The sequence below is a fragment of the Streptomyces sp. NPDC001135 genome (assembly GCF_053598395.1).
Map to the genome: position 1 here is coordinate 1 of NZ_JBSFKD010000001.1, position 21,113 is coordinate 21,113.

Here is a 21,113-nt window from a genome sequence, read left to right on the forward strand (position 1 = left end):
AAACGCCCGGTTACATTCCGAACCCGGAAGCTAAGCCTCACAGCGCCGATGGTACTGCAGGGGGGACCCTGTGGGAGAGTAGGACACCGCCGAACAAATTTTGAGAAAACCCCCGCATCAATCGATGCGGGGGTTTTCTGCGTTCGGGGTCGGAATTACGGTGGGCCCCATGAAGCCCCTGACCAGTAATGACTACATCGTCCGTGCCATACGACCCACCGAGTGGGCGAAGGCGAAGCAGCTGCGGCTCGTCGCGCTGCGGGACCCGGTCGCGGACATCGCGTTTCTGGAAACGTACGAGGATGCCCTCGGCAGGCCCGACTCCTTCTACCAGGAGCGTGCCGAGCGGTCCGCCGAAGAGGCCGGCGGTTCCCGGCAGTTCATCGCCGAGGCTCCCGACGGGACATGGGTCGGCTCGGTCACCGTACTGATCGAGGAGGCCGGAACGCGGGACTGGGCCGGGTTTCCGGTCGAGCGCCGGCAGGGACATGTGGTCGGGGTGTTCGTACGACCCGACCACCGTGGGAACGGGCTGCTCCAGGCGTTGTTCGAGGCCGGTGTGGCGTGGGCCTGGGAACGCGGTGCCGAACGGGTGCGGCTGCTGGTGCACCAGGACAACGGCCGCGCCCAAGGGGCTTACCGGAAGGCCGGGTTCGTGCCGAGCGGGGTGACCGTGCCGCTGAAGGACACGGCGGAGATCGAGCTGGAGTTCGTGCTGGAGCGGCCCTCCTGAAGCGGTGGTCCAGGGCCTAGACCGGTAGTTCCTGGTGCGGCCAGCGGCTGCGGGCCTGTTCGCGGGAGCGGAGCAGGGCCAGGGTCGGCAGGCCCTGGTCGGCTCCGGTGGCCAGGAGGTCCGGGAGCTGGGGGAAGGGGGCGACCGCCGCGATGTCGTCCAGCACGAGGGTCAGTGGTGGGTCGAGCCGACCGGAGGATGACCGTTCGGCCATGCGCCGGCCGCGCTCGACCACGCTGGAGACGAGGGCCGTCAGGAGCGGCATGGCGCCGGGGTGCGTCCTGGGGTCCTCGATGGATTCCCCTACCACATAAAGCGTGCCCCCTTCGTGGACGAAGGAATCCAAGGCGAGCGCATCAGTTCGGTTGGGGGTGCAGGCCTCGCGGATGTTCACGGTGGACAGGGCGGACAGGGCGCGACCGGTCAGTTCCTGGGCGATGTCGCGGCGCTCGGGGTGTGCGGTGAGTGCGGCCTCGAGTTCGCCCGCGGCACCGGGGGCGGCCTTGGGATGGGTACGGAGGGTGCGTACGGCCTCCTGGACCTGGGCGCCCTGGGACCAGCGCTGGACGTGGCGGATGGTGCGGTTCTCCAGGGCGGCGGCGTGGAGGTAGCTGCGCAGGAGGGTCGTGGCCGTGTCGGCCACCGCCTGGTCGATCTTGGCGGTGGGGCGCACGGGGGCGAGAAGCGCTACCGCTCGGTTCAGCGCGGTCTGTTTGTCCTCGCAGCCCGTGGTGGGGGACCAGTGCAGGCGGGCGGGGGTGTCGCAGAGGTGAGCGGGGTCGTAGAGGAGGGTGGGGCCGAGTTTTGCCTTCGCGTCTTTGGTGTCCGCCCACAGCTCCGGGTTCGACGTGACGACGAGGGCGGGTCCTTCGGCGTCCCGCACGGCCCGGGCCGCGGTCGTGTGGCGGCTCTCCCTGGGTGCGATGAGGATCTTTTTCCTGCCCACCCGTTCACCGTCAGTCGGGAGGGCGCCCGGTTCCCGGGGGTCGGGCTCGCTGCGCGGTGCCGGCACCTCGGCATGGGGCACGGCCGGGCTCGCGGGTGCTGGTGTCGCTGCGGGTGCGGGAGGAGGCGCGGGTGCGGGTGCCGGTGCCGGTGCGGGCACAGGGGCCACTGTCGGTGTCTGTGCGACGGCCTGGGGTGCGGCTGCTGCCGCAGCCTCCTGCGTCATCCCCTTCCCGGCCCGCCGGGTGGCTCTCCCCGCCCGCCACCGTGCCACCGTTCCCATCACGAACACGGTGAGGACGAACAGGACCATCAGCTGGCCGATGAACAGGCCCCAGAACAGCCCCCAGCCGGGCAGCTGGGACGCGGGGGTGTCCGGCCAGGCGCCGGTGATGTCGTGGGGTACGCCGATGAGGTGGCGCATGGCCAGGGGGGTGCGGGGGAAGGTGACGCCGTCGGGCCAGGCGCCCTGGGCGAAGAGGGCGGCCAGGCCCGTGGCCGTCCACACCAGCAGGGTCATGCCGAGGAGGAACGCGAGGATGCCGATCAGGAGGCCGTCGGGGATGCCGCCCTGGCCGTCCCGGCGGCTGTCGCGGCGGTCGCCGGCGTCCGGTCTCACCCGTTCCTCCTGCCTCTGCCTCTGCCTCTGCCTCTGACCTGGGCCGCCCTTGTCCGTGCCCTAGGCCACCGTCGATTCGGAGTCGCCCAGGTGCTGTTCCACGAAGGCCGCCGCCCGCTGCTCGGCCTCCAGTTCGGCGGCGTGCAGGGCTTCGTCGGCCGTGAGGTCGCTGGAGGACTCGGTCATCGCGCGGTCGGTGAAGACCAGCGGGCGTTCCGTCTCCGTGACCAGGTGTTTGACCACCTGGACGTTGCCGTTGACGTCCCATACGGCGATGCCGGGCGTCAGTGTCGGAATGATTTCCACCGCCCACCTCGGCAAACCCAGGACCCGGCCGGTGGCCCGTGCCTCGTCCGCCTTCTGGGCGTAGATCGTCCTGGTGGACGCCATCTTCAGGATCGCCGCCGCCTCCTTGGCCGCGGCCCCGTCGACCACGTCGGACAGGTGGTGGACGACCGCGACGAAGGACAGGCCGAGCCGGCGGCCGAACTTCAGCAGGCGCTGGAACAGCTGGGCGACGAACGGGCTGTTGATGATGTGCCACGCCTCCTCGACCAGGAAGATGCGCTTCTTCCGGTCGGGGCGGATCCAGGTGTGCTCCAGCCACACGCCGACGATCGCCATGAGGATCGGCATGGCGATGGAGTTGCGGTCGATGTGGGAGAGGTCGAAGACGATCAGCGGGGCGTCGAGGTCGATGCCGACCGTGGTCGGTCCGTCGAACATGCCGCGCAGGTCACCGTCGACGAGGCGGTCCAGGACCAGGGCGACGTCGAGGCCCCAGGCGCGTACGTCGTCTATGGCGACGTTCATCGCCTCGGCCGACTCCGGCTCGGGGTGCCGTAGCTGCTCGACGATGTCGGAGAGGACCGGCTGGCGGTGCAGGATCGTCTCGTTGACGTAGGAGTGGGCGACCTTGAGGGCGAAGCCGGAGCGTTCGTCGAGGCCGTGGCCCATCGCGACCTCGATGATCGTCCGGAGCAGCGCGAGCTGCCCGGTGGTGGTGATCGCCGGGTCGAGGGGGTTGAGCCGGATCCCGTGGTCCAGGGCGGCCGTCGGGTCCAGCCGGATAGGCGTTATCCCCAGCTCCTGCGCGATCAGGTTCCATTCGCCGACGCCGTCCTCGCCCTGGGCGTCCAGGACGACGACCTGACGGTCCTTGAAGCGCAGCTGGCGCAGGACGTACGTCTTCTCCAGGGCCGACTTGCCGTTGCCGGACTCGCCCAGGACGAGCCAGTGCGGGGCCGGGAGCTGCTGGCCGTACAGCTGGAAGGGGTCGTAGATGTAGCCCTTTCCGGAGTACACCTCGCGGCCGATGATGACACCGGAGTCGCCGAGGCCGGGTGCGGCCGTGGGCAGGTAGACCGCCTGGGCCTGGCCCGTGGAGGTGCGTACCGGCAGCCGGGTCGTTTCCACCTTCCCGAAGAGGAAGGAGGTGAAGGCGTCGGTGAGGACGGACAGCGGATCCCGCATCGGCGAATCAGCCCCTACCTGCGGATGCCGGTGGCGAAGGGAAGTGTGTTCACGAAGGCGCGGTGGTGCTCGCGGTCGCACCACTCGAGCTTCAGGTACGACTTTCCGGCGGAGGCCCTTATGGTCCGCTTGTCGCGGTTGAGGGCCTCCGGGGAGCGGGCGGACACGGTGATGTAGCCGACCAGGTTGACCCCTGCCGCTCCGCTGGCGAGGTCTTCGCCTCTCTGGTCGAGCCGGTTGTGGGCGGCGATGTCCCGCGGGTCGACGGTCCGGTTCATCTTGGCGGCGCGGGAGGCCTCCGCCTCGTCGTTGGTCTTCTCGGTCAGCATGCGTTCGATGGCTACCTCGGTGGGCTCGAGATCCATCGTGACGGCGACCGTTCGGATGACGTCGGGGGTGTGGACGAGGAGGGGTGCGAGGAAGTTGACCCCGACCGGGGTCATCGGCCACTCCTTCACCCAGGCGGTGGCGTGGCACCAGGGTGCGCGGGTCGTCGACTCCCGGGTCTTGGCCTGGAGGTAGGTGGGCTCCATGGCGTCGAGCTCGGCCGGCCAGGCGTTGCGCTGGGTCATGGCCTGGATGTGGTCGATGGGGTGGTCGGGGTCGTACATGGAGTGGATCAGGGAGGCCAGGCGCCCCTGTCCCAGCGGTTGCCGTACCCGGATGTCGGCTTCCTGGAGCCGTGAGCAGATGTCGGTGAGCTCGCGGGCCATGACGACGGCGAGTCCGGCGTCCCGGTCGACCTTGCTGCCGCTGCTGCGGACGGCGCGGGCCATCGCCTGGGCCTCGGCCGCCAGTTCGCGGTTGTAGTGCATGCAGGCGACGAGGTAGGCGCGGTGCTGCTCGCTGCTCGTGGACACCATGGACTGCAGCTGGTCGTACGACTGCTGGAGCCAGTCCAGGGAGCGGTCGTCGCCGCGCAGGGCGACGTCCTTGGCGTGTGCGTCGGGGTCGGCGGGCAGGGTACGGGCGAGCATCTGCAGCCGTGTCACGAACCCGTCGCCGTTGGCGACGTGCTTGAGCAGGGTGCCGAACCGGTCGACCAGGGCCTCCTGGTCCTCGGAGTCGCGCAGGCCGACGCCGGGGCCCTCGATCTCGATGGCGGCGGTGACCGTCTTGCGGTCGGCGTGCAGCAGTACGGCGATCTCGTCGGGCCCGAAGGGGGCGGCGAGCCAGGTGATGCGGCCGATGCCGGGGGGAGGGCCGACTTCGACCTCGCGCCCGTCGAGGCGGGTGCCGGCCTCCCCGGCGGCCGAGCGGTAGACCGCCTGGCCGCTCTTGACGGTGCGCTTGTAGCTGCGGTTGATCTCGAACCACCTGTAGAAGGTACGGCGCTTGTACGGCACGTAGACCGCGGCGAGCGCGAGCAGCGGGAAGCCCGTCAGCAGCACGATCCGCAGGGACAGGACCGGGACGAGGAGGCCGCACATCATGCCGAGGAACGCGCCCGCGATGATCAGCACGATCTCGCCGGACTCGCGGTTTCGGCCGATGATCCCGTTCGGCCGGGCGCGGCCGATCAGGTATGTACGGCGGGGCGTGACCGGATGGGACAGGTGGGACTCGGTCGTCAACGCCCTTCACCTCCCGTGCGGTTGTTGCGGGTGTTGCCTGCGTGCGGGGTGTTGACCGGGCTCGGCGCGCGGGGCGCGGGCGTGGCGGAGGGGACGGCTCCGCCGCCCCCGGTGGGGGTACGGCTGCTGTGGGCGGCGACTCCGCCGGTGGCGGGGTTGGCGGGGCGGGGGCCGCTGGAGCCGCTCGGTGCCGCCTGGTTGTTGCCGGCGCGGGTGCTGTGGGTCTTGATGCCCTGGGCGACGAGGGTGGCGGGGGAGCTGATGACGGCGGCGGCCTTGCTCTCGGCGCCCTGCATGATGCGGTTGTTGCGGCCGTTCGCGATCTCGTCGCCGAAGCCGGGGACGAAGCGGTAGATCATCGCGCTGGCGAAGATGGCGAGCAGGATGATGGCGAGGCCGGAGACCACGGCGGAGAAGGCGTCGGGGCCGTTGCCGCTGGACAGGGCTCCGGCCAGCCCGAGGACGATCACGATGACGGGCTTGACGAGGATCACGGCGATCATGATGCCCGCCCAGCGGCGCACGTGCCCCCACAGGTTCTTGTCGACGAGTCCGGCGTAGACGACGGTGCCGAGGAGGGCGCCGACGTAGAGGAGCGCGGCCCTGATGACGAGCTCCAGCCACAGGACGCCGGCGGCGAGGATGCTCACGAGGGAGACGACGATCAGCATGATCGGTCCGCCGCCGATGTCCGTGCCCTTGTTGAGGGCGCCGGAGAAGGTGCCGAAGAACGTGTCGGCCTGGTCGCCGGTGGCCTTGGCGAGGACGTCCGTCACGCCGTCCGTGGCGGATACGACGGTGTACAGGATCAGCGGGGTGAAGGCGGAGGCGAGCACGGTGAGCCACAGGAAGCCGACGGCTTCGGAGATGGCGGTGGTGAGCGGCACGCCGCGCACGGCTCGCTTGGCCACGGCGAGCAGCCACAGCAGGAGGGTGAGGATCGTGGACGCGGCGAACACGATGGCGTACTGCTGCAGGAACTTGGGATTGGTGAAGTCGACGTTGGCGGTCTCCTTCACGGCCTTGCTGAGCTTGCCCACCGTCCAGGAGGCGGCCTCGGCGCAGCCCTTGGCCAGCGAGGACAGGGGGTCGAGGGTGGAGGTGTCCGGGACGTTCGCACCTCCGGATCCGCTGGAGGTGTTGCCGCGTTCGCAGTATTTCTTGGCCTCGCCGGAGATGACGCCGCAGTTGTACTTGCCCTTCGTCGGTGAGGGCGACGGGCTGCCGTGAGGGGTGGGCGAGGGCGCGGCGAAGGCACGCGTGGCCAGCAGCACGGCGCTGGTCTGTACGGCTGTCACGACTCCGGCGAGCTTGAGCGCACGTTGCGGGCTACCGGGCATACGTGAACCCTCCGTACTCTTCGATGGCTTTGCTGATCTCGTCGGAGGTGGCGGCCTTGTCGTCGCCGGGGACCGGCGCGGGGCCGTCCTTCTGTGTGTCTGAGACGATCTTCCAGTCGCCGTCGGACCACTGTAGGTCGAACGTCCACGTCTTCCAGGACGAGGTGACCGGGTCGGTCGAGGTGGTGCCGGCCATGCCGATGAGCCCCAGGTACCAGACCGTGACCTTGGCGTCGTTGGCCGTGTACTGCTGCACGGTCGTGCCGACCGGGATCACTCGGGAGACGAACGTGTTGCCCTTGGGCGGGTTGCCCGCTGCGTCGAGGCCCATCTTGGCGAGGAAGTCGGTGGAGTAGGCCTGGTCCATTGGTCCCTCGAGCCGAGCCGCCGCCTCGCGGGTGTAAAGGAGCTGCAGGAGCGTGTTGCGGCTGCCCTTCTTGAACATGTCCGTCGAGCCCAGCGCCACGGCGTAGTTCGAGGCCGCTGACTGTGCTCCCTGCTCTGTGTGGGCGAATCCCGTCGGTACCCCGGCGGACTTGGTGTCCACGGGCCGCGTCCCGCTGGCGGCTGTGGGAGCCGCCGTCGGCCTGTCGGTCTTCGCGGCCGGACCGTCGGCGGAGGAGTGGTCGCCTCTGTTGGCGAAAGCGATCGCTGCGATGAGGAGGACCACCACGCCGACCACCGTGACCAGGCTTCGGGAGGACGAGCGGCGCGGGCCGCGGCGGGGGGCGCCGCCGTAGGGGTCGCTGTCGGGGAGGCGGGTCCGGGTGTGGCCGGTGTCGCCGTAGTCGGTGTAGGCCTGTTCGTCTCCGGGGTTCATGCCGCGTTCGCCCTCTCCACCTCGTAGAGATACGACGGTAGCCGTGCTGGTTCCCGCGCGGGCGCGGTGTGGTGACTCGACATCAGGGACATGGGAGACGCAACCTCAGCCGGAGGGGGAAGGCGGGGTCAGACCGCCATGCCGTACACGATCGTGAACAGGGTGCCGAGGGAGCCGATGATGAAGACCCCGGTCAGGCCGGCGATGATGAGGCCCTTGCCCTGTTCGGCGCTGAAGGTGTCGCGCAGGGCCGTGGCGCCGATCCGCTGCTTGGCCGCGCCCCAGACCGCGATGCCGAGGCAGAGCAGGATGGCCACGGCCATGACCACCTCGATCATCACCTTGGCCTCGTTGCCCAGGCTGCCGAAGGGCCCCCAGTCCGGAGCGATCCCGCCGATGATGGTGTTGATGTCTCCCTTGTCGGCCGCAAAGAGCATGTAAGTCACCGCCCCTGGTGGGTAGTTCCGCTTGGCCCCCTGCGGTGTGCAGAGGTCAGGCCTCATTGTCGCCGACAACGTCGCCAACGTATGTCGACTTGACGTCATTGGCTGGCGGGTTTCGTATGAATAGCCCGTACGGTCACTCTGTGTATCACGGCAGGTCACGCCGGGCAACGAGGTGCGACCGGAACCTGTCGTGTGGTTCGGTCGTTGTCCTCCTTCACGACCTGCGCCGGTTTCTGACGGCCGGTCGGGTGAGGCGTCGAGACGATGTTCTCACGGCCGGCGGAGCGAACGCGGACAAGGAGAACGGGCCGCGGCTGGATGCCGTGGCCCGTTCCCCTTTCCGTGCCGCCGAGGGGACCCCTCGTCCCCCTCGCCCGGCGGCTCCCCGTGACCCGACGGGGTGGTCGGCTCAGCTCGCGGTGAAGGCGTCCGCCCCCTCCGGGGTGCCCCAGCCGGTCGGGCCGTCGTAGCCGGACCGGGCGGTGCAGAAGTGCGTCTGACGCGTATGTGGGGGGAGTTGGGGGTGGTCGTGCGCATGGCGCTGTGCTGGGCGCCGCTTGACCAGGGGCACAGGTTCCGTACGGCGCGGTCGACCGCCGCTCAGCGGGGCGTCAGACCGTGCAGCAGCAGGTGGACGTGTGCGTCCAGGCCGCTCATCGTCTCCTCGGCGTCGAGGGCGCAGCTGGCGATGAGGGCGGCGAGGCCGTGCAGGCTCGCGGCGGCGACCAGGGTGATCCGCTCGGGATCGCCCTCGACTATCTCGCCGCGCCCCTGTGCGTCCGCGATCATCCGGGTGAAGGAGCCGAGGGATTCGTCGACGGCCGCGGCGAGCTGTGCGGAGCTGTCGGGGTCGTGCTTGCGCGCGAACATCAGCTCCAGCAGCTCCGGGTTGTCGACGGCGAAGCCGAGGTAGGCCCGTGCGAGGGCCGTCATCCGCTCCTCGAAGGACTGCTCCGGCCGGTCGGTCGCGGCGTTCAGCGCCTGGTTCAGGCGCTCGTACCCGTCCAGTGCGAGGGCGTCGAGCAGGGCCTGCTTGTCCTTGAAGTGCCGGCCGGGGGCGGCGTGGCTCACGCCGGTGTCACGGGCCAGCTCGCGCAGCGAGAGCGCGCCGACCCCCTTCTCGCGCAGGGTGCGCTCGGCGCTCTTGAGCAGGGCGGCGCGCAGGTCCCCGTGGTGATAGGGGCGGTTGGTCGGGGACGGGGACATGCGCGGCATGCGGACCATCGTACCCCGATGTTGTCATTGACATCATTGTTGTCGGCGCCTACTTTGAGGGCATGGCTGATACCTGGAACCCGAACCACCTCCCCGACCTGAACGGCCGTACGGCCGTGATCACCGGTGCCAACAGCGGCCTCGGCCTCGCGACCGCCGAGGCGCTGGTCCGCGCCGGCGCGCACGTGGTGTTCGCCGTACGGGACCTCGCGCGGGGCGGCGCCGCCGCGGCGAAGGTGGCCGGCAGCACCGAGGTGCGCCGCCTGGACCTGGCCGACCTGGACTCGGTGCGGGAGTTCGCGGACGCCTGGGACCGCCCGCTAGACCTGCTGATCAACAACGCGGGCGTGATGATGCTGCCGGAGCAGCGCACCAGGCAGGGCTTCGAGATGCAGTTCGGCACGAACCACCTCGGGCACTTCGCGCTGACCAACCTGCTGCTGCCGCACCTCACCGGCCGGGTGGTGACGGTGTCCTCCGGCGCCCACCGCTTCGGCGAAGGTGTGATCCACTTCGCCGACGTCAATCTGCGCGGCCGCTACACCCCGGTCCGCGCCTACGCCCAGTCCAAGCTGGCCAATCTCCTGTTCACCCTGGAACTCCAGCGCCGCCTCACCGAGGCCGGATCCCCCGTACGCGCCCTCGCCGCCCACCCCGGCTACGCGGCCACCAACCTGCAGAGCCATGCCCAAAACCCGCTGGCCAGGGCTGTCATGGCCGTCGGCAACCGGGTGTTCGCGCAGACCGACAAGGCGGGTGCCCTGCCCACCCTCTACGCCGCGAGCCAGGACCTCCCCGGAGCGTCGTACGTCGGCCCCGCCGGCCTCGGCGAGATGCGCGGCGCCCCCAGCCTCGTCGGACGCAGCACGGCGGCCAGCGACCCCCGGGCGGCCCGCCGGCTGTGGACGCTGTCGGAGGAGCTGACCGGGGTGTCCTGGGGGCTGGAGCCGGTCAGCCGACCGTGATGTGCCGGTCCATGCCCAGCTGCTTGTGGCCGTCGATCGGGCAGTACAGGTCGTAGGTGCCCTTCTTGAGGGTCACCGTCAGCGTGGCCTGCCCGCCGCTGTCGATGTTCTTGGTCTTGGCGTCCTCCACGCCGGGGCCGTCGATCGACAGGGCGTGGGTGGTCTTGCCGTGGTTGTCGGAGACGAAGGTGTAGGTGCCCGGTGTGAAGGACGACCGGGACAGGTGCAGCGCGTACTCCGTCTCGGTGACCGTCACCCGGGTCCCCGAGCCTGCCGTCGCGGAGCCGCTCGGGTTCGCGTGACCGCCGTTTCCTCCGCCCGAGCAGGCGGCCAGGACGAGGGCGGCGGTGAAGGCGACCGCCGTCGTGTCGAGTGCCGTACGGGTACGCGTACGGGTGCGGGTCATGGGGGTCGAGGTTGCCATCCGGCTCATCACCTTCTGATCTCTTCTGGGCGAACGGCTGTCCTTCCGGACAAAGAGCGCCTATAGGGAGTACGTCCCGGTATGTGCAGGAGTTCATCGCTGGGCCGGGATCGGCGCCCGCCGGACGTTTCACAGGAAAATCTCAGCGAAGTCGGGGCGCGATTCTCACCTTCCTGGGACAGAGTGGTGGCTGATGAAGCGCTCCTCAGGCATCTCGGTCACCTCGCGTCCCGCGTTGCTCGGTGCTGTGGTGATGCTCGCCGTGACCTCGGCATCCGTGGCGGCCGCCGATGACGGACCGGGACCCTTCGGGGTCACCGTCGACGCCGTCGCGAACCGGCAGACGCTGCGCGTCGGCGCGCTGTTCGGCGCGGACCGGGCCGGCCACCTGTCCGGCGGGCACTTCTGCACGGCCTCGGTCGTGCACAGCCCGCAGCGCGACCTCATCGCCACCGCCGCACACTGCGTCAGCGGCGACGACGGCGACGGCGACCTGGTGTTCGTGCCGGGCTACCGGGACGGGAAGGCGCCGGTCGGGGTGTGGAAGGTGAGCAGGAGGTACCTGCCCGACGGCTGGGCCAAGGACCAGGACGAGGACAGCGACCTGGCCTTCGTCACCGTCGCCGAGCTGGACGGCAAGCGCGTCGAGGACGTGGTGGGCGGCAACCGGTTCGCACCCGGCATGGCCACCGGCGCCACCGCCGTGACGGTCGTCGGCTACCCCGACGCCCGCGAGACGCCCATCAGCTGCACCAACAAGCCGGCCCCGCACAGCACAACCCAGCAGCGCATCAACTGCCCCGCCTTCGCCAGCGGCACCAGCGGCAGCCCCTGGGTCAACGGCGACGGCCAGGTCGTCGGCATCCTCGGCGGACACGAGTACGGCGGCTCCACCGACGACGTGTCGTACAGCGTGGTGCTGCGCGGCGAGGCGGCCGAGCTGTACAAGGACGCGGCCGGCGTCTCCTGAACCGCTGCCCCGCACGCCCGCCGGGTGATCGCGCGTCAGAAGCCGGTCCGCACCCCGGGGTTCTCGTGCCGGAACGGATCCGCTCCTAGACTGCTGCGGATGGACCTGCCGGTGGCGAGGGGCGGTTGACGGTGCGTAAGGCGTGGGTCGTCGGTGGTGCCCTCGTGGGGGGCGGGCTGAGCTTCGTCATGCTGCTCGTCGTCGGGGTGTACGTCGTCGCCGGGAACCTCCTCAACTCGGCCACCTCGGGCAGCCGGGGGCTCGCGAAGGGGGCCGTACCGGCCGCCTACACCTCGCTCGTGCAGCGGTGGGGCAATCTGTGCCCGGCGCTCACCCCGGCGCTGCTCGCCGCCCAGCTGTACCAGGAGAGTGGCTGGAACCCGACCGTCGTCAGCCCCGCCGACGCGCGCGGCATCGCCCAGTTCATCCCCGGCACGTGGGCCACGCACGGCATCGACGGCAACGGGGACGGCAAGCGGGACATCTGGGATCCCAACGACGCGATCCCGTCGGCCGCTTCGTACGACTGCGAACTCGCCAAGGACGTCAAGGGCGTGCCGGGCAACGTCTCCGACAACATGCTCGCCGCATACAACGCCGGTGCCTACCGCGTCATAAGGGCCGGCGGGGTACCGTCCATCAGCGAGACACAGAACTACGTCAAGCGGATCCGCAGCCTGGAGCAGAGCTTCGCCGCGCCCGTCAGCCGGCTCGACCCCACCCGGCAGGCCGCCGGTGCCATCGCCTTCGCGCAGAGCAAGCTGGGTACGCCCTATCTGTGGGGCGGCGAGGGATCGGCCGCGCAGGGCGGGCGGTTCGACTGCTCGGGCCTCACCCAGGCGGCGTACGCGAAGGTCGGGATCACCCTGCCGCGCGTCGCCAACGACCAGTACAACGCCGGCCCGCATCCTTCACGGGATCAGCTTCTGCCGGGTGACCTGGTGTTCTTCTCCACCGACCGCAGCGACTCGCGGGCCATCCACCACGTGGGCATCTACGTGGGCGGCGGGTACATGATCGACGCGCCGCGCACCGGGGCCGTCATCCGGTTCGATCCCGTCGACACGGGCGACTACTTCGGCGCCACCCGGGTCACCGCGGATGGCGCAAAAGCGCTCCCCACGACGGTTTGAGACGGTGTGCACCGTGCGTGAACCACCCCCCTGAGCTGCGGTGATGAGTCTCTCTTCGATAACGTCTGCGTGATCTTTCAGTGGAGAGTGGAACGTATTGATGGTGGCCGTGCGTTCCTGTTGACGTAGCCGAGCGGACGTCAGTACGGCGGTACGGCAGTGCAGCGGAAGCGGATCTACGAACCACGGGGGTAGGAGCGGCGCACACGAGGTGCGTCCGGTAGCCGACGAAGGGGCCGCAGCACCATGGCTGTACTCGCCGAATCCGGATCGAACCCCGACGTCGACCTGCTCTACGACATCAATGGCCTGGCCAAGGAAGCCCCGCACTGGTTCGACCGGGTCATGGAGTTCGTCGGCGAGTACGGCCTGCCGCTGGCCATGGTCCTGCTGGTGCTGTGGTGCTGGTGGTCCGTGCGGCGCCGGGGCGGTGAGGATGCCGCCTCCTCCGTCGCCGCGCTGGTGTGGGCGCCGCTCGCGGCCGGCACCGCGGTGCTGGTGAACGTCCCCATCCGGGGGTTCGTGCAAAGACCCCGCCCCTTCGTGCAGCACCAGGGACTGGACGTCCTCGTCTCCGGCAAGACCGACTTCTCCTTCGTCAGCGACCACGCGACGATCACCATGGCGCTGGGTGTGGGCCTGTTCGTCGCCAACCGGCGGTTCGGCATCGCCGGGATCGGGCTGGCGCTGCTGGAGGGCTTCTGCCGGGTGTACATGGGGGTGCACTACCCGACGGACGTCGTCGGCGGTTTCGCACTCGGTACGGCGGTCGCGCTGCTGCTGTCGCCGCCGGCCATGGCACTGCTCACCCCCTTGATGCGGGCGGTGGAGCGGTCGCCGCGGGCGGGGTGGATCGTGCGGCGCCGGCCGGTGAGCGGGGCGCGTGAGGGTGCGGTGCTCCCCAGCGCCCGTAAGCCGGTCGGGTCCGAGGAACGGGACTTGGCGGCGTAGCCGGTACCGCGGTTCCCCAGGGGCGCGGGGAACCGCGCGACCAGCCACGACGGACCCGCAGTCGGAGTCCCGGCCGCGCCACCCGCCACCGGTCCCGCCCTACAGCCCCTGCGCGTACGAGAAGAACCGCTGCGGGTCGTACTGCTGCTTCACCTTCCCCAGCCGTGTCACCGCGTCCCCGTAGTACGCCTTCTTCCAGTTCCTCAGCGTCGGGTCCGTGTAGTTCTGGTACGCCGCGCCGGAGGCGTAGGGAGACATCGCCTGGTGGGCCGAGGTCAGCCACGACTGGGCCGAACCGCCGGAGGCCCCCGCTCCCCAGGACGCGATGTACTGCGCCAGCATCCGGGAGCGGCGGTGGACGAACGCCGTCGCCGTGGGCGAGACGCGGTTGACCGCGCCGCCGAGGGCCGTGAACGCGATGCTGCCCGCGCCGCCCCGCACCGAGCTGATCTGCCGCAGCACCGTCTGGATGCCCGCCGCGGACAGGGAGCGGTCGAAGAAGTCGGAGCGGGCCGCGTACGTCTCGCGGCCGAGCTTGCCCTGCGGGGAGCGGCCCGGGGTGGAGCCGGGCAGATGGCACTGGGCGTCCGTGGAGAAGGAGGAGCAGCCGGCGTAGATCTCCATCGCCTCCTCGTAGCCCCGGCGGCGCAGGGAGACGGAGGTGGCGTTCGCGCCGGCCGCGTGGGCCAGGCGGTCCACGGCGTTCTGCAGTTCGCCGTAGGTGCCGAGGGAGAAGCAGGCCACGGAGATGGCCGGGGTGCCGCCCGGCGAGGCCGCGAGGTGCAGGGAGGACCAGATCTCGTCGGGCTGGCTCGGGCCCCACTCCTGCCAGGCCTTCAGCACCGCGGCCGCCTTCGCCCAGGGCCACGTCATGTACGCGGTGACCGCCTGCGGTGCCGGATGGGTCTTGAACTGCAGCTCGGTGACGACGCCGAAGTTCCCGTTGCCCGCGCCGCGCAGCGCCCAGAACAGGTCGGAGTGGTTCCGCGCATCGGCCGTCACCTGGGTGCCGTCGGCCGTGATCAGCGTCGCCTGGGTGAGGCTGTCGCAGGTCAGGCCGTAGGCGCGGGAGGCGACGCCGTGGCCGCCGCCGAGGACCAGGCCGGAGACGCCGACGGTGGGGCAGGAGCCGGCGGGTATGGTCACGCCCTTCGCGGCCAGCGCCCGGTAGACGTCGATCAGCTTGGAGCCGGCGCCGACCACCGCCGTCCCGCCGCTGACGCGTATGCGGTTCAGCCGGGACACGTCGAGGACGAGGCGGTTGTCGCCGGAGGAGTAGCCCGCGTAGGAGTGGCCGCCGTTGCGTATCGAGACCCGTATGCCGTGCGCGTGGGCGTACGCCAGCGTCGTACGGATGTCGTCGGGGTGCGCCGCATAGGCGACCGCGGCCGGTTTCAGACCGTCGAAGCGGGTGTTGTACAGCTGGTGGGCGGTGTTCCACGTCGCGTCGCCGGGACGGATCAGGGGGCCGTCCAGGTCGCGGGCGAGGGCCGCCCAGTTCGCGGCGGCGTTCGCGCTGGTGGTCTTGAGGGACGTGAGGGACGATGAGCCCGTGGTCGCCGACGTGGTGGACCTGCCCGGGCCCGAGCCCGCGCCGCAGCCGGTCAGTGCGGTCGCGGCCAGCGCGGCCGTGCCGCCCGCGATGAACGTACGGCGTTCCATGTGCATCGTCGTCTGTCGCCTCTCCGCGGGCCACCTTGGCCCTTCCTGGGGTGAGACGGCCCCATGCGCGCGTTGGTTCGTAACAGTTCGCACACGGGGAATCGAACGTCGAAGACGTGTTCGCGTAACCCGGCCGTCGGAACCTCCATGTGTTCTCCCCGTAAGCATTCCGTGACCTCACCGGGCCGACGGCAGGGGTTCACTCCCCGTTCACTTCCGGCCATCGGCGGCTTCACCTGTTCTGCCTAATTTCGGCCGTGCACGGTGCGGAGCGCGCTCGTTCATGGGCTCGGCACCTCACCACCTCGCACGCCGCCGACAGCGGCGGCTCCTGGAAGGAACTCCCGAAAGTGAAGCTTCAGCGCAAGAACCGGCTGCGCGCCCTTTCGCTCGGTGCGATCGCCGTGACCGGCGCCCTGGCCCTGACGGCGTGCGGCTCCGACGACAACGGCGGCGGCAAGGGCTCCGGCAACCCGTCCGGCTCCGCCAACGCTTCCTCGGTCAAGTGCGACGGCGCCAAGGGCCAGCTGCTGGCGGACGGCTCCTCCGCGCAGAAGAACGCGATAGACGCGTGGGTCAAGACGTTCTCGCAGGCCTGTGGCGTGCAGATCAACTACAAGGGCGGCGGCTCCGGCGCCGGTGTCACCTCCTTCAACCAGGGCCAGCTCGCGTTCGCCGGTTCGGACTCCGCGCTGAAGCCGGAGGACGTCACCGCCTCCAAGAAGGTCTGCTCCGGCGGCCAGGGCATCGACCTGCCGATGGTCGGCGGCCCGATCGCCCTCGGCTACAACGTCCCGGGTGTCGACAACCTGGTCCTGGACGCCCCGACGATCGCCAAGATCTTCGACAGCAAGATCAAGAACTGGAACGACCCGGCGATCAAGAAGCTGAACCCGTCGGCGAAGCTGCCCGACCTGAAGATCCAGGCCTTCCACCGTTCCGAGGACTCCGGTACGACGGACAACTTCACCAAGTACCTGATCGCCACCACCCCGGCCAACTGGAAGTACTCCGGCGGCAAGGCCTGGCAGGCGCAGGGCGGCCAGGCGGCCTCCGGCTCCGCCGGTGTGGCCCAGGGCGTCAAGCAGAACTCCGGCGCGATCGGCTACTTCGAGCTGTCCTACGCCAAGGACATGACCACCGTCGCCATCGCCACCGGCGCCAAGACCCCGGTCAAGCCGTCCGTGGAGAGCGCCACCGCCGACATCGCGGCCGCCAAGGTCGTCGGTACCGGCAAGGACCTGTCGCTGAAGCTGGACTACGCCACCAAGGCCGAGAACGCCTACCCGATGACCCTGGTGACGTACGAGATCGTCTGCGACAAGGGCAACAAGGCCGACACCCTGCCGGCCACCAAGGCCTTCCTGCGCTACATCGCGAGCGAGGACGGTCAGAAGGCGCTGTCGAGCATCGACTACGCCCCGATCCCCGACGAGATCATCGCCAAGGTCCGCACCACCATCGAGGGCCTGAGCTGACCTGATCCGAGAGTGCGGCCCGTGCCCGACAGGGCCCGGGCCGCACCGTCCGGTGCACCGCCGCCATGAGCCGCAGCCCGTGAGGGCGCCCGGCTCCGCAGACCGGAGATCCCGATGGACATATCGACCAAGACAACCGACGCACCTCCCCCCACGCCCCAGCCCACGGCGACCGAGCAGAAGCGCAACGCCCGCGGCGCGACCCGCCCCGGCGACCGCATATTCCTCGGCCTGTCCCGCGGCTCCGGCATCCTGCTGCTGGTGATCATGGCCGCGATCGCGGTCTTCCTCACCTACCGTGCCTCCCTCGCGATCAGCAAGGACCACGGGAACTTCCTGACCACCTTCGAGTGGAACACCAACCTCACCCCGCCGAGCTTCGGCATCGCGGTGCTGGCCTACGGCACGGTCGTCTCCTCGATCATCGCCATGGTCATCGCGGTCCCCGTCGCCGTCGCGATCGCGCTGTTCCTCACCCACTACGCCCCGCGCCGGCTGAGGAGCCCCATCGCCTATGTGATCGACCTCCTCGCCGCCGTGCCGTCCATCGTCTACGGCCTCTGGGGCGCCCTGATCCTCGTCCCGCACATGACGGGCCTGTACGGCTGGCTGAACGACTACCTCGGCTGGACCGGCGTCTTCTCCTGGGAGGACGGCGCCCCCCGCGCCATGCTCACCGTCGGCATCCTGCTGGCGATCATGATCCTGCCGATCATCACCAACGTCAGCCGCGAGGTGTTCCGGCAGGTCCCGCGGATGCACGAGGAGGCCGCGCTGGCCCTCGGCGCCACCCGCTGGGAGGTCGTCCGCATGGCCGTCCTGCCCTTCGGCCGCTCCGGTGTGATCTCCGCGTCCATGCTCGGTCTCGGCCGCGCCCTCGGCGAGACGATGGCCGTCGCCACCGTGCTCTCCCCGGACTACGTCATCCACCTCAGCCTGCTGAACCCGGGCGGCGGCACCTTCGCCCAGAACATCGCCAGCAAGTTCGGTGAGGCCACCGAACAGGGCCGCGACGCGCTGATCGCCTCCGGTCTCGTCCTGTTCGTCATCACCCTGCTGGTCAACGGCGCGGCCCGCGCGATCATCGCCCGCCGCAAGGAGTACTCGGGGGCCAACGCATGACCACCGCAGCCGTCACCGACAAGCGCCCCAGCACGCTGCGCGGCGCCAGCCTCCCGACGTGGTCCCCGTGGGCCATCGCCGCCGGCTCGATCGTCCTGGCCGTGGCCATCGGCCTGGCCGGCGGTCTGCACAGCAAGGTCCAGTGGGGTCTGATCGCCGCGATCCTCTTCGTCCTCGGTACCTACGCCATCGCCTCCAAGGTGGAGGGCCGCCGGCAGGCCAAGGACCGGGTCGCCACCTCCTTCGTCTGGGTCGCCTTCCTGCTCGCCGTCGTCCCGCTGGTCTCCCTGATCTGGGTCACCGTCTCGCGCGGTGTGAAGGTCCTCGACGTCTACTTCCTCACCCACTCCATGGGGGTCGTCGCCGACTCCGAGCCCGGTGGCGGTATCTACCACGCCATCATCGGCAGCCTGGAGCAGGTCGGCCTCGCCACCGTCATCGGTGCGCCGATCGGCATCCTCACCGCGATCTACCTGGTGGAGTACGGGCGGGGCAAGCTCGCCAAGGCCGTCACGTTCTTCGTGGACGTCATGACGGGCATCCCGTCGATCGTCGCCGGCCTGTTCATCCTGTCGCTGATGCTCATCTTCGAGATGCAGCCGTTCGGCTTCGCCGGTTCGCTGGCCCTGGCCATCCTGATGATGCCGGTCGTGGTCCGCTCCACCGAGGAGATGCTCAAGCTCGTCCCGAACGAGCTGCGCGAGGCCTCGCTGGCGCTCGGTGTGCCGAAGTGGCGCACCATCCTGAAGGTGGTCCTGCCGACCTCCATCGGCGGTATCACCACCGGCGTCATGCTGGCCATCGCCCGTATCGCGGGCGAGACCGCCCCGGTGCTGCTGCTGGTGTTCGGCAACCCGTTCATCAACAACAACCCGTTCGAGGGTGCGCAGGCGTCGCTGCCGCTGTACATCTACCAGCAGTACGCGCAGAGCGCGGGCGCCAACGCGGCGTACGACCGCGCGTGGGCGGCGTCCCTCACGCTGATCGCCTTCGTGATGATCCTCAACCTGGTGGCCCGCGGCATCGCCCGCTGGAAGGCCCCGAAGACCGGTCGCTGACGCGGCCAAAGCGACCGAGCTTGAATCTCCGGAAGTGAAGTAGAAGACATGGCCAAGCGAATCGACGTAAGCGGACTCACCGCCTACTACGGCTCCCACAAGGCGATCGAAGACATCTCGATGACCGTCGAGCCGCGCTCGGTGACGGCGTTCATCGGCCCCTCCGGCTGCGGCAAGTCGACGTTCCTGCGCACGCTGAACCGGATGCACGAGGTCACCCCCGGTGGCCGCGTCGAGGGGAAGGTGCTGCTGGACGACGAGGACCTGTACGGCACCGGTATCGACCCGGTGTCCGTCCGCCGCGAGGTCGGCATGGTGTTCCAGCGCCCCAACCCCTTCCCCACGATGTCGATATTCGACAACGTGGCGGCGGGCCTGCGCCTGAACGGCAAGTACAAGAAGGCGGAACTGAACGACATCGTCGAGAAGTCCCTCAAGGGCGCGAACCTCTGGAACGAGGTCAAGGACCGCCTGAACAAGCCGGGCTCCGGTCTCTCCGGCGGCCAGCAGCAGCGCCTGTGCATCGCCCGCGCGATCGCGGTGGAGCCGAAGGTCCTGCTGATGGACGAGCCCTGCTCCGCCCTGGACCCGATCTCGACCCTCGCCATCGAGGACCTGATCGGCGAGCTGAAGGAGCGCTTCACGATCGTCATCGTGACGCACAACATGCAGCAGGCCGCGCGTGTCTCGGACCGTACGGCGTTCTTCAACCTGGCGGCGGTGGGCCAGCCCGGCCGGCTGATCGAGATCGACGACACCGAGCGGATCTTCTCCAACCCGTCGGTCCAGGCGACGGAGGACTACATCTCCGGCCGCTTCGGCTGATCGTCCCCTGATCCCCTCGCGGTGCTGCATGGCGGTGCCACCGCGAGGACGCAAGAGGGCCCGCCCCTGGCTCCCGGGGGCGGGCCCATTGCGTTCGGCCAGCGTTTACGGACTGAGGTCCAGCACCCGCACCGGCTCGCCGATCCACCGGTCCGGGAGGTGGTGGCGATGATCGCTCCGTCGGGACGGTCGGGGGTGGGCTGAGCGGCGTACTGACAGTGCGCCGCGGCCCATGTGCTCTGCCGGGCCACCGCCAGGGCGGCGGGCAGGTCCGGGTCCGCGCATTTCTGTGCGAGGTGCAGCCCGTGTGGGGAGAGGGCCGGCGATTCAGCCGGCCGAGTCGGGTGGGCGCGAAAGGGCGTTACAGCACCGTCAGCTTGATCAGGCCGAATCCCAGCGCGGCGACCAGGCCGGCCGCCGGCATCGTGATGAACCAGCCCAGGACGATGTTCTTGGCCACACCCCAGCGGACGGCGTTGACGCGCTTGGTGGCGCCCACGCCCATGATCGCCGAGGTGATGACGTGGGTCGTGGAGATGGGGGCCTTGAAGAGGAACGCCGTGCCGAACATGATCGACGCGCCCGTGGCCTCCGCCGCGAAGCCCTGCGGCGGGTCCAGCTCGATGATCTTGCGGCCCAGCGTGCGCATGATGCGCCAGCCGCCGGCGTAGGTGCCGAGGGAGAGCATGACCGCCGAGACGATCTTCACCCAGACCGGGATCGGGTCGCCGAACGTCTCATGGCCGGAGATCACCAGGGCCATCACGACCACACCCATGGTCTTCTGGGCGTCCTGGAGGCCGTGTCCCAGGGCCATGCCCGCCGCCGAGACGGTCTGGGCGATACGGAAGCCCCGCTTGGCCTTGTGGGGGTTGGACCGGCGGAACGTCCACAGGATCGCCGTCATCACCAGGTAGCCGCCGACCAGGCCGACCACCGGGGACAGGAACATCGGGATGATGATCTTGTCCACCACGCCGTTCCAGTGGACGGCGGTACCGCCCGCCAGGGCCGCGCCCACCAGGCCGCCGAACAGCGCGTGGGAGGAGGAGGACGGCAGGCCGAAGTACCAGGTGATCAGGTTCCAGGTGATCGCGCCGACCAGGGCCGCGAAGAGGATGCCCATCCCCGTCGAGCCCGAAGGCGTCTCGATCAGGCCCTCGCTGACCGTCTTGGCGACACCCGAGCCGAGGAAGGCACCGGCCAGGTTCATGACCGCCGCCATGGCGAGGGCCGCCCGCGGGGTCAGCGCCCGCGTCGACACCGACGTGGCGATCGCGTTCGCCGAGTCGTGGAAGCCGTTCGTATACGTGAAGAAGAGCGCGACCGCGATGGTCACGACCAGGGCGAAGGTGGCCAT

At 69.8% G+C, this 21,113-nt stretch carries 19 protein-coding genes and 1 rRNA gene; 10 read left to right on the top strand and 10 right to left on the bottom strand.

Annotated elements, in window-relative coordinates:
- Both rrf and ACWC94_RS00010 read left to right on the top strand, forming a co-directional pair.
- Nucleotides 1-95: ribosomal RNA gene (gene rrf, locus ACWC94_RS00005) — 5S ribosomal RNA — on the top strand; the annotation flags it as partial.
- A 74-nt stretch (nucleotides 96-169) separates the two neighbouring features.
- On the top strand, nucleotides 170-733 hold the full coding sequence (locus ACWC94_RS00010; protein ID WP_450794035.1) for a GNAT family N-acetyltransferase: 564 nt from the start codon (nucleotides 170-172) through the stop codon (nucleotides 731-733).
- Nucleotides 734-749: 16 nt separating this feature from the next.
- Here the strand turns inward: ACWC94_RS00010 and ACWC94_RS00015 are convergent, their stop codons facing one another.
- From ACWC94_RS00015 to ACWC94_RS00045, 7 genes are all read right to left on the bottom strand, one after another.
- Nucleotides 750-2,297: a type IV secretory system conjugative DNA transfer family protein gene (locus tag ACWC94_RS00015; RefSeq protein WP_450794036.1), complete on the bottom strand. Its 1,548-nt coding sequence runs from the start codon at nucleotides 2,295-2,297 to the stop codon at nucleotides 750-752.
- 60 nt (nucleotides 2,298-2,357) lie between these two features.
- The gene (locus ACWC94_RS00020; RefSeq protein ID WP_450794037.1) at nucleotides 2,358-3,770 is read right to left on the bottom strand and encodes an ATP-binding protein; all 1,413 of its coding nucleotides are present in this window, start codon (nucleotides 3,768-3,770) and stop codon (nucleotides 2,358-2,360) included.
- A gap of 14 nt (nucleotides 3,771-3,784) precedes the next feature.
- Nucleotides 3,785-5,344 carry an SCO6880 family protein gene (locus ACWC94_RS00025; RefSeq protein ID WP_450794038.1) on the bottom strand — a complete coding sequence of 520 codons (1,560 nt, stop codon included), beginning with the start codon at nucleotides 5,342-5,344 and terminating at the stop codon, nucleotides 3,785-3,787.
- Nucleotides 5,341-6,684, bottom strand: coding sequence for a hypothetical protein (locus tag ACWC94_RS00030; protein ID WP_450794039.1), 1,344 nt, complete (start codon nucleotides 6,682-6,684; stop codon nucleotides 5,341-5,343). The genes ACWC94_RS00025 and ACWC94_RS00030 overlap by 4 nt, the downstream gene beginning before the upstream one ends.
- Nucleotides 6,674-7,504 (bottom strand): hypothetical protein, encoded by an 831-nt coding sequence (locus tag ACWC94_RS00035; protein ID WP_450794040.1) that lies wholly within the window; start codon nucleotides 7,502-7,504, stop codon nucleotides 6,674-6,676. The genes ACWC94_RS00030 and ACWC94_RS00035 overlap by 11 nt, the downstream gene beginning before the upstream one ends.
- A 128-nt stretch (nucleotides 7,505-7,632) precedes the next feature.
- On the bottom strand, nucleotides 7,633-7,941 hold the full coding sequence (locus ACWC94_RS00040; RefSeq protein ID WP_014673544.1) for a hypothetical protein: 309 nt from the start codon (nucleotides 7,939-7,941) through the stop codon (nucleotides 7,633-7,635).
- 609 nt (nucleotides 7,942-8,550) lie between these two features.
- Nucleotides 8,551-9,174: a TetR/AcrR family transcriptional regulator gene (locus ACWC94_RS00045; protein WP_450794041.1), complete on the bottom strand. Its 624-nt coding sequence runs from the start codon at nucleotides 9,172-9,174 to the stop codon at nucleotides 8,551-8,553.
- Nucleotides 9,175-9,227: 53 nt separating this feature from the next.
- Between ACWC94_RS00045 and ACWC94_RS00050 the strand changes: the two genes are divergently transcribed.
- Nucleotides 9,228-10,130 carry an oxidoreductase gene (locus ACWC94_RS00050; RefSeq protein ID WP_450794042.1) on the top strand — a complete coding sequence of 301 codons (903 nt, stop codon included), beginning with the start codon at nucleotides 9,228-9,230 and terminating at the stop codon, nucleotides 10,128-10,130.
- On the opposite strand, the gene ACWC94_RS00055 is transcribed toward ACWC94_RS00050, so the two are convergent.
- Nucleotides 10,117-10,554: a cupredoxin domain-containing protein gene (locus tag ACWC94_RS00055; protein ID WP_450794043.1), complete on the bottom strand. Its 438-nt coding sequence runs from the start codon at nucleotides 10,552-10,554 to the stop codon at nucleotides 10,117-10,119. The genes ACWC94_RS00050 and ACWC94_RS00055 overlap by 14 nt on opposite strands.
- Before the next feature lie 193 nt (nucleotides 10,555-10,747).
- Here ACWC94_RS00055 and ACWC94_RS00060 point away from each other — a divergent pair, with 193 nt between their 5' ends.
- From ACWC94_RS00060 to ACWC94_RS00070, 3 genes are all read left to right on the top strand, one after another.
- The gene (locus ACWC94_RS00060; RefSeq protein ID WP_450794044.1) at nucleotides 10,748-11,524 is read left to right on the top strand and encodes a trypsin-like serine peptidase; all 777 of its coding nucleotides are present in this window, start codon (nucleotides 10,748-10,750) and stop codon (nucleotides 11,522-11,524) included.
- Nucleotides 11,525-11,649: 125 nt separating this feature from the next.
- Nucleotides 11,650-12,657, top strand: a complete 1,008-nt coding sequence (locus tag ACWC94_RS00065) for a C40 family peptidase (RefSeq protein ID WP_450794045.1) — start codon at nucleotides 11,650-11,652, stop codon at nucleotides 12,655-12,657.
- A 246-nt stretch (nucleotides 12,658-12,903) separates the two neighbouring features.
- The gene (locus tag ACWC94_RS00070) at nucleotides 12,904-13,608 is read left to right on the top strand and encodes a phosphatase PAP2 family protein (protein WP_450794047.1); all 705 of its coding nucleotides are present in this window, start codon (nucleotides 12,904-12,906) and stop codon (nucleotides 13,606-13,608) included.
- A gap of 99 nt (nucleotides 13,609-13,707) precedes the next feature.
- Here the strand turns inward: ACWC94_RS00070 and ACWC94_RS00075 are convergent, their stop codons facing one another.
- Nucleotides 13,708-15,270 (bottom strand): FAD-binding oxidoreductase, encoded by a 1,563-nt coding sequence (locus tag ACWC94_RS00075; RefSeq protein WP_450794048.1) that lies wholly within the window; start codon nucleotides 15,268-15,270, stop codon nucleotides 13,708-13,710.
- A gap of 350 nt (nucleotides 15,271-15,620) precedes the next feature.
- On the opposite strand from ACWC94_RS00075, the gene pstS reads away from it, so the two are divergent.
- From pstS to pstB, 4 genes are all read left to right on the top strand, one after another.
- Nucleotides 15,621-16,748: a phosphate ABC transporter substrate-binding protein PstS gene (gene pstS, locus ACWC94_RS00080; RefSeq protein ID WP_450794049.1), complete on the top strand. Its 1,128-nt coding sequence runs from the start codon at nucleotides 15,621-15,623 to the stop codon at nucleotides 16,746-16,748.
- Nucleotides 16,749-16,862: 114 nt separating this feature from the next.
- Nucleotides 16,863-17,870: a phosphate ABC transporter permease subunit PstC gene (pstC, locus tag ACWC94_RS00085; protein WP_450794050.1), complete on the top strand. Its 1,008-nt coding sequence runs from the start codon at nucleotides 16,863-16,865 to the stop codon at nucleotides 17,868-17,870.
- Nucleotides 17,867-18,928 carry a phosphate ABC transporter permease PstA gene (gene pstA / locus ACWC94_RS00090; protein WP_450794051.1) on the top strand — a complete coding sequence of 354 codons (1,062 nt, stop codon included), beginning with the start codon at nucleotides 17,867-17,869 and terminating at the stop codon, nucleotides 18,926-18,928. Before pstC ends, pstA begins: the two co-directional genes overlap by 4 nt.
- A 48-nt stretch (nucleotides 18,929-18,976) precedes the next feature.
- On the top strand, nucleotides 18,977-19,753 hold the full coding sequence (gene pstB, locus ACWC94_RS00095; RefSeq protein ID WP_450794052.1) for a phosphate ABC transporter ATP-binding protein PstB: 777 nt from the start codon (nucleotides 18,977-18,979) through the stop codon (nucleotides 19,751-19,753).
- A gap of 361 nt (nucleotides 19,754-20,114) precedes the next feature.
- Here pstB and ACWC94_RS00100 read toward each other — a convergent pair whose 3' ends face one another.
- Nucleotides 20,115-21,113, bottom strand: a complete 999-nt coding sequence (locus tag ACWC94_RS00100; protein WP_450794053.1) for an anion permease — start codon at nucleotides 21,111-21,113, stop codon at nucleotides 20,115-20,117.

Coding starts and splice junctions, on each gene's coding strand:
- ACWC94_RS00045 (WP_450794041.1), bottom strand. CDS start 9,174: ATGGTCCGCATGCCGCGCATGTCCCCGTCCCCGACCAACCGCCCCTAT.
- ACWC94_RS00010 (WP_450794035.1), top strand. CDS start 170: ATGAAGCCCCTGACCAGTAATGACTACATCGTCCGTGCCATACGACCC.
- ACWC94_RS00040 (WP_014673544.1), bottom strand. CDS start 7,941: ATGCTCTTTGCGGCCGACAAGGGAGACATCAACACCATCATCGGCGGG.
- pstB (WP_450794052.1), top strand. CDS start 18,977: ATGGCCAAGCGAATCGACGTAAGCGGACTCACCGCCTACTACGGCTCC.
- ACWC94_RS00050 (WP_450794042.1), top strand. CDS start 9,228: ATGGCTGATACCTGGAACCCGAACCACCTCCCCGACCTGAACGGCCGT.
- ACWC94_RS00020 (WP_450794037.1), bottom strand. CDS start 3,770: ATGCGGGATCCGCTGTCCGTCCTCACCGACGCCTTCACCTCCTTCCTC.
- ACWC94_RS00035 (WP_450794040.1), bottom strand. CDS start 7,504: ATGAACCCCGGAGACGAACAGGCCTACACCGACTACGGCGACACCGGC.
- pstA (WP_450794051.1), top strand. CDS start 17,867: ATGACCACCGCAGCCGTCACCGACAAGCGCCCCAGCACGCTGCGCGGC.
- ACWC94_RS00030 (WP_450794039.1), bottom strand. CDS start 6,684: ATGCCCGGTAGCCCGCAACGTGCGCTCAAGCTCGCCGGAGTCGTGACA.
- ACWC94_RS00060 (WP_450794044.1), top strand. CDS start 10,748: ATGAAGCGCTCCTCAGGCATCTCGGTCACCTCGCGTCCCGCGTTGCTC.
- ACWC94_RS00070 (WP_450794047.1), top strand. CDS start 12,904: ATGGCTGTACTCGCCGAATCCGGATCGAACCCCGACGTCGACCTGCTC.
- ACWC94_RS00055 (WP_450794043.1), bottom strand. CDS start 10,554: ATGGCAACCTCGACCCCCATGACCCGCACCCGTACGCGTACCCGTACG.
- ACWC94_RS00075 (WP_450794048.1), bottom strand. CDS start 15,270: ATGGAACGCCGTACGTTCATCGCGGGCGGCACGGCCGCGCTGGCCGCG.
- pstC (WP_450794050.1), top strand. CDS start 16,863: ATGGACATATCGACCAAGACAACCGACGCACCTCCCCCCACGCCCCAG.
- ACWC94_RS00100 (WP_450794053.1), bottom strand. CDS start 21,113: ATGGCCACCTTCGCCCTGGTCGTGACCATCGCGGTCGCGCTCTTCTTC.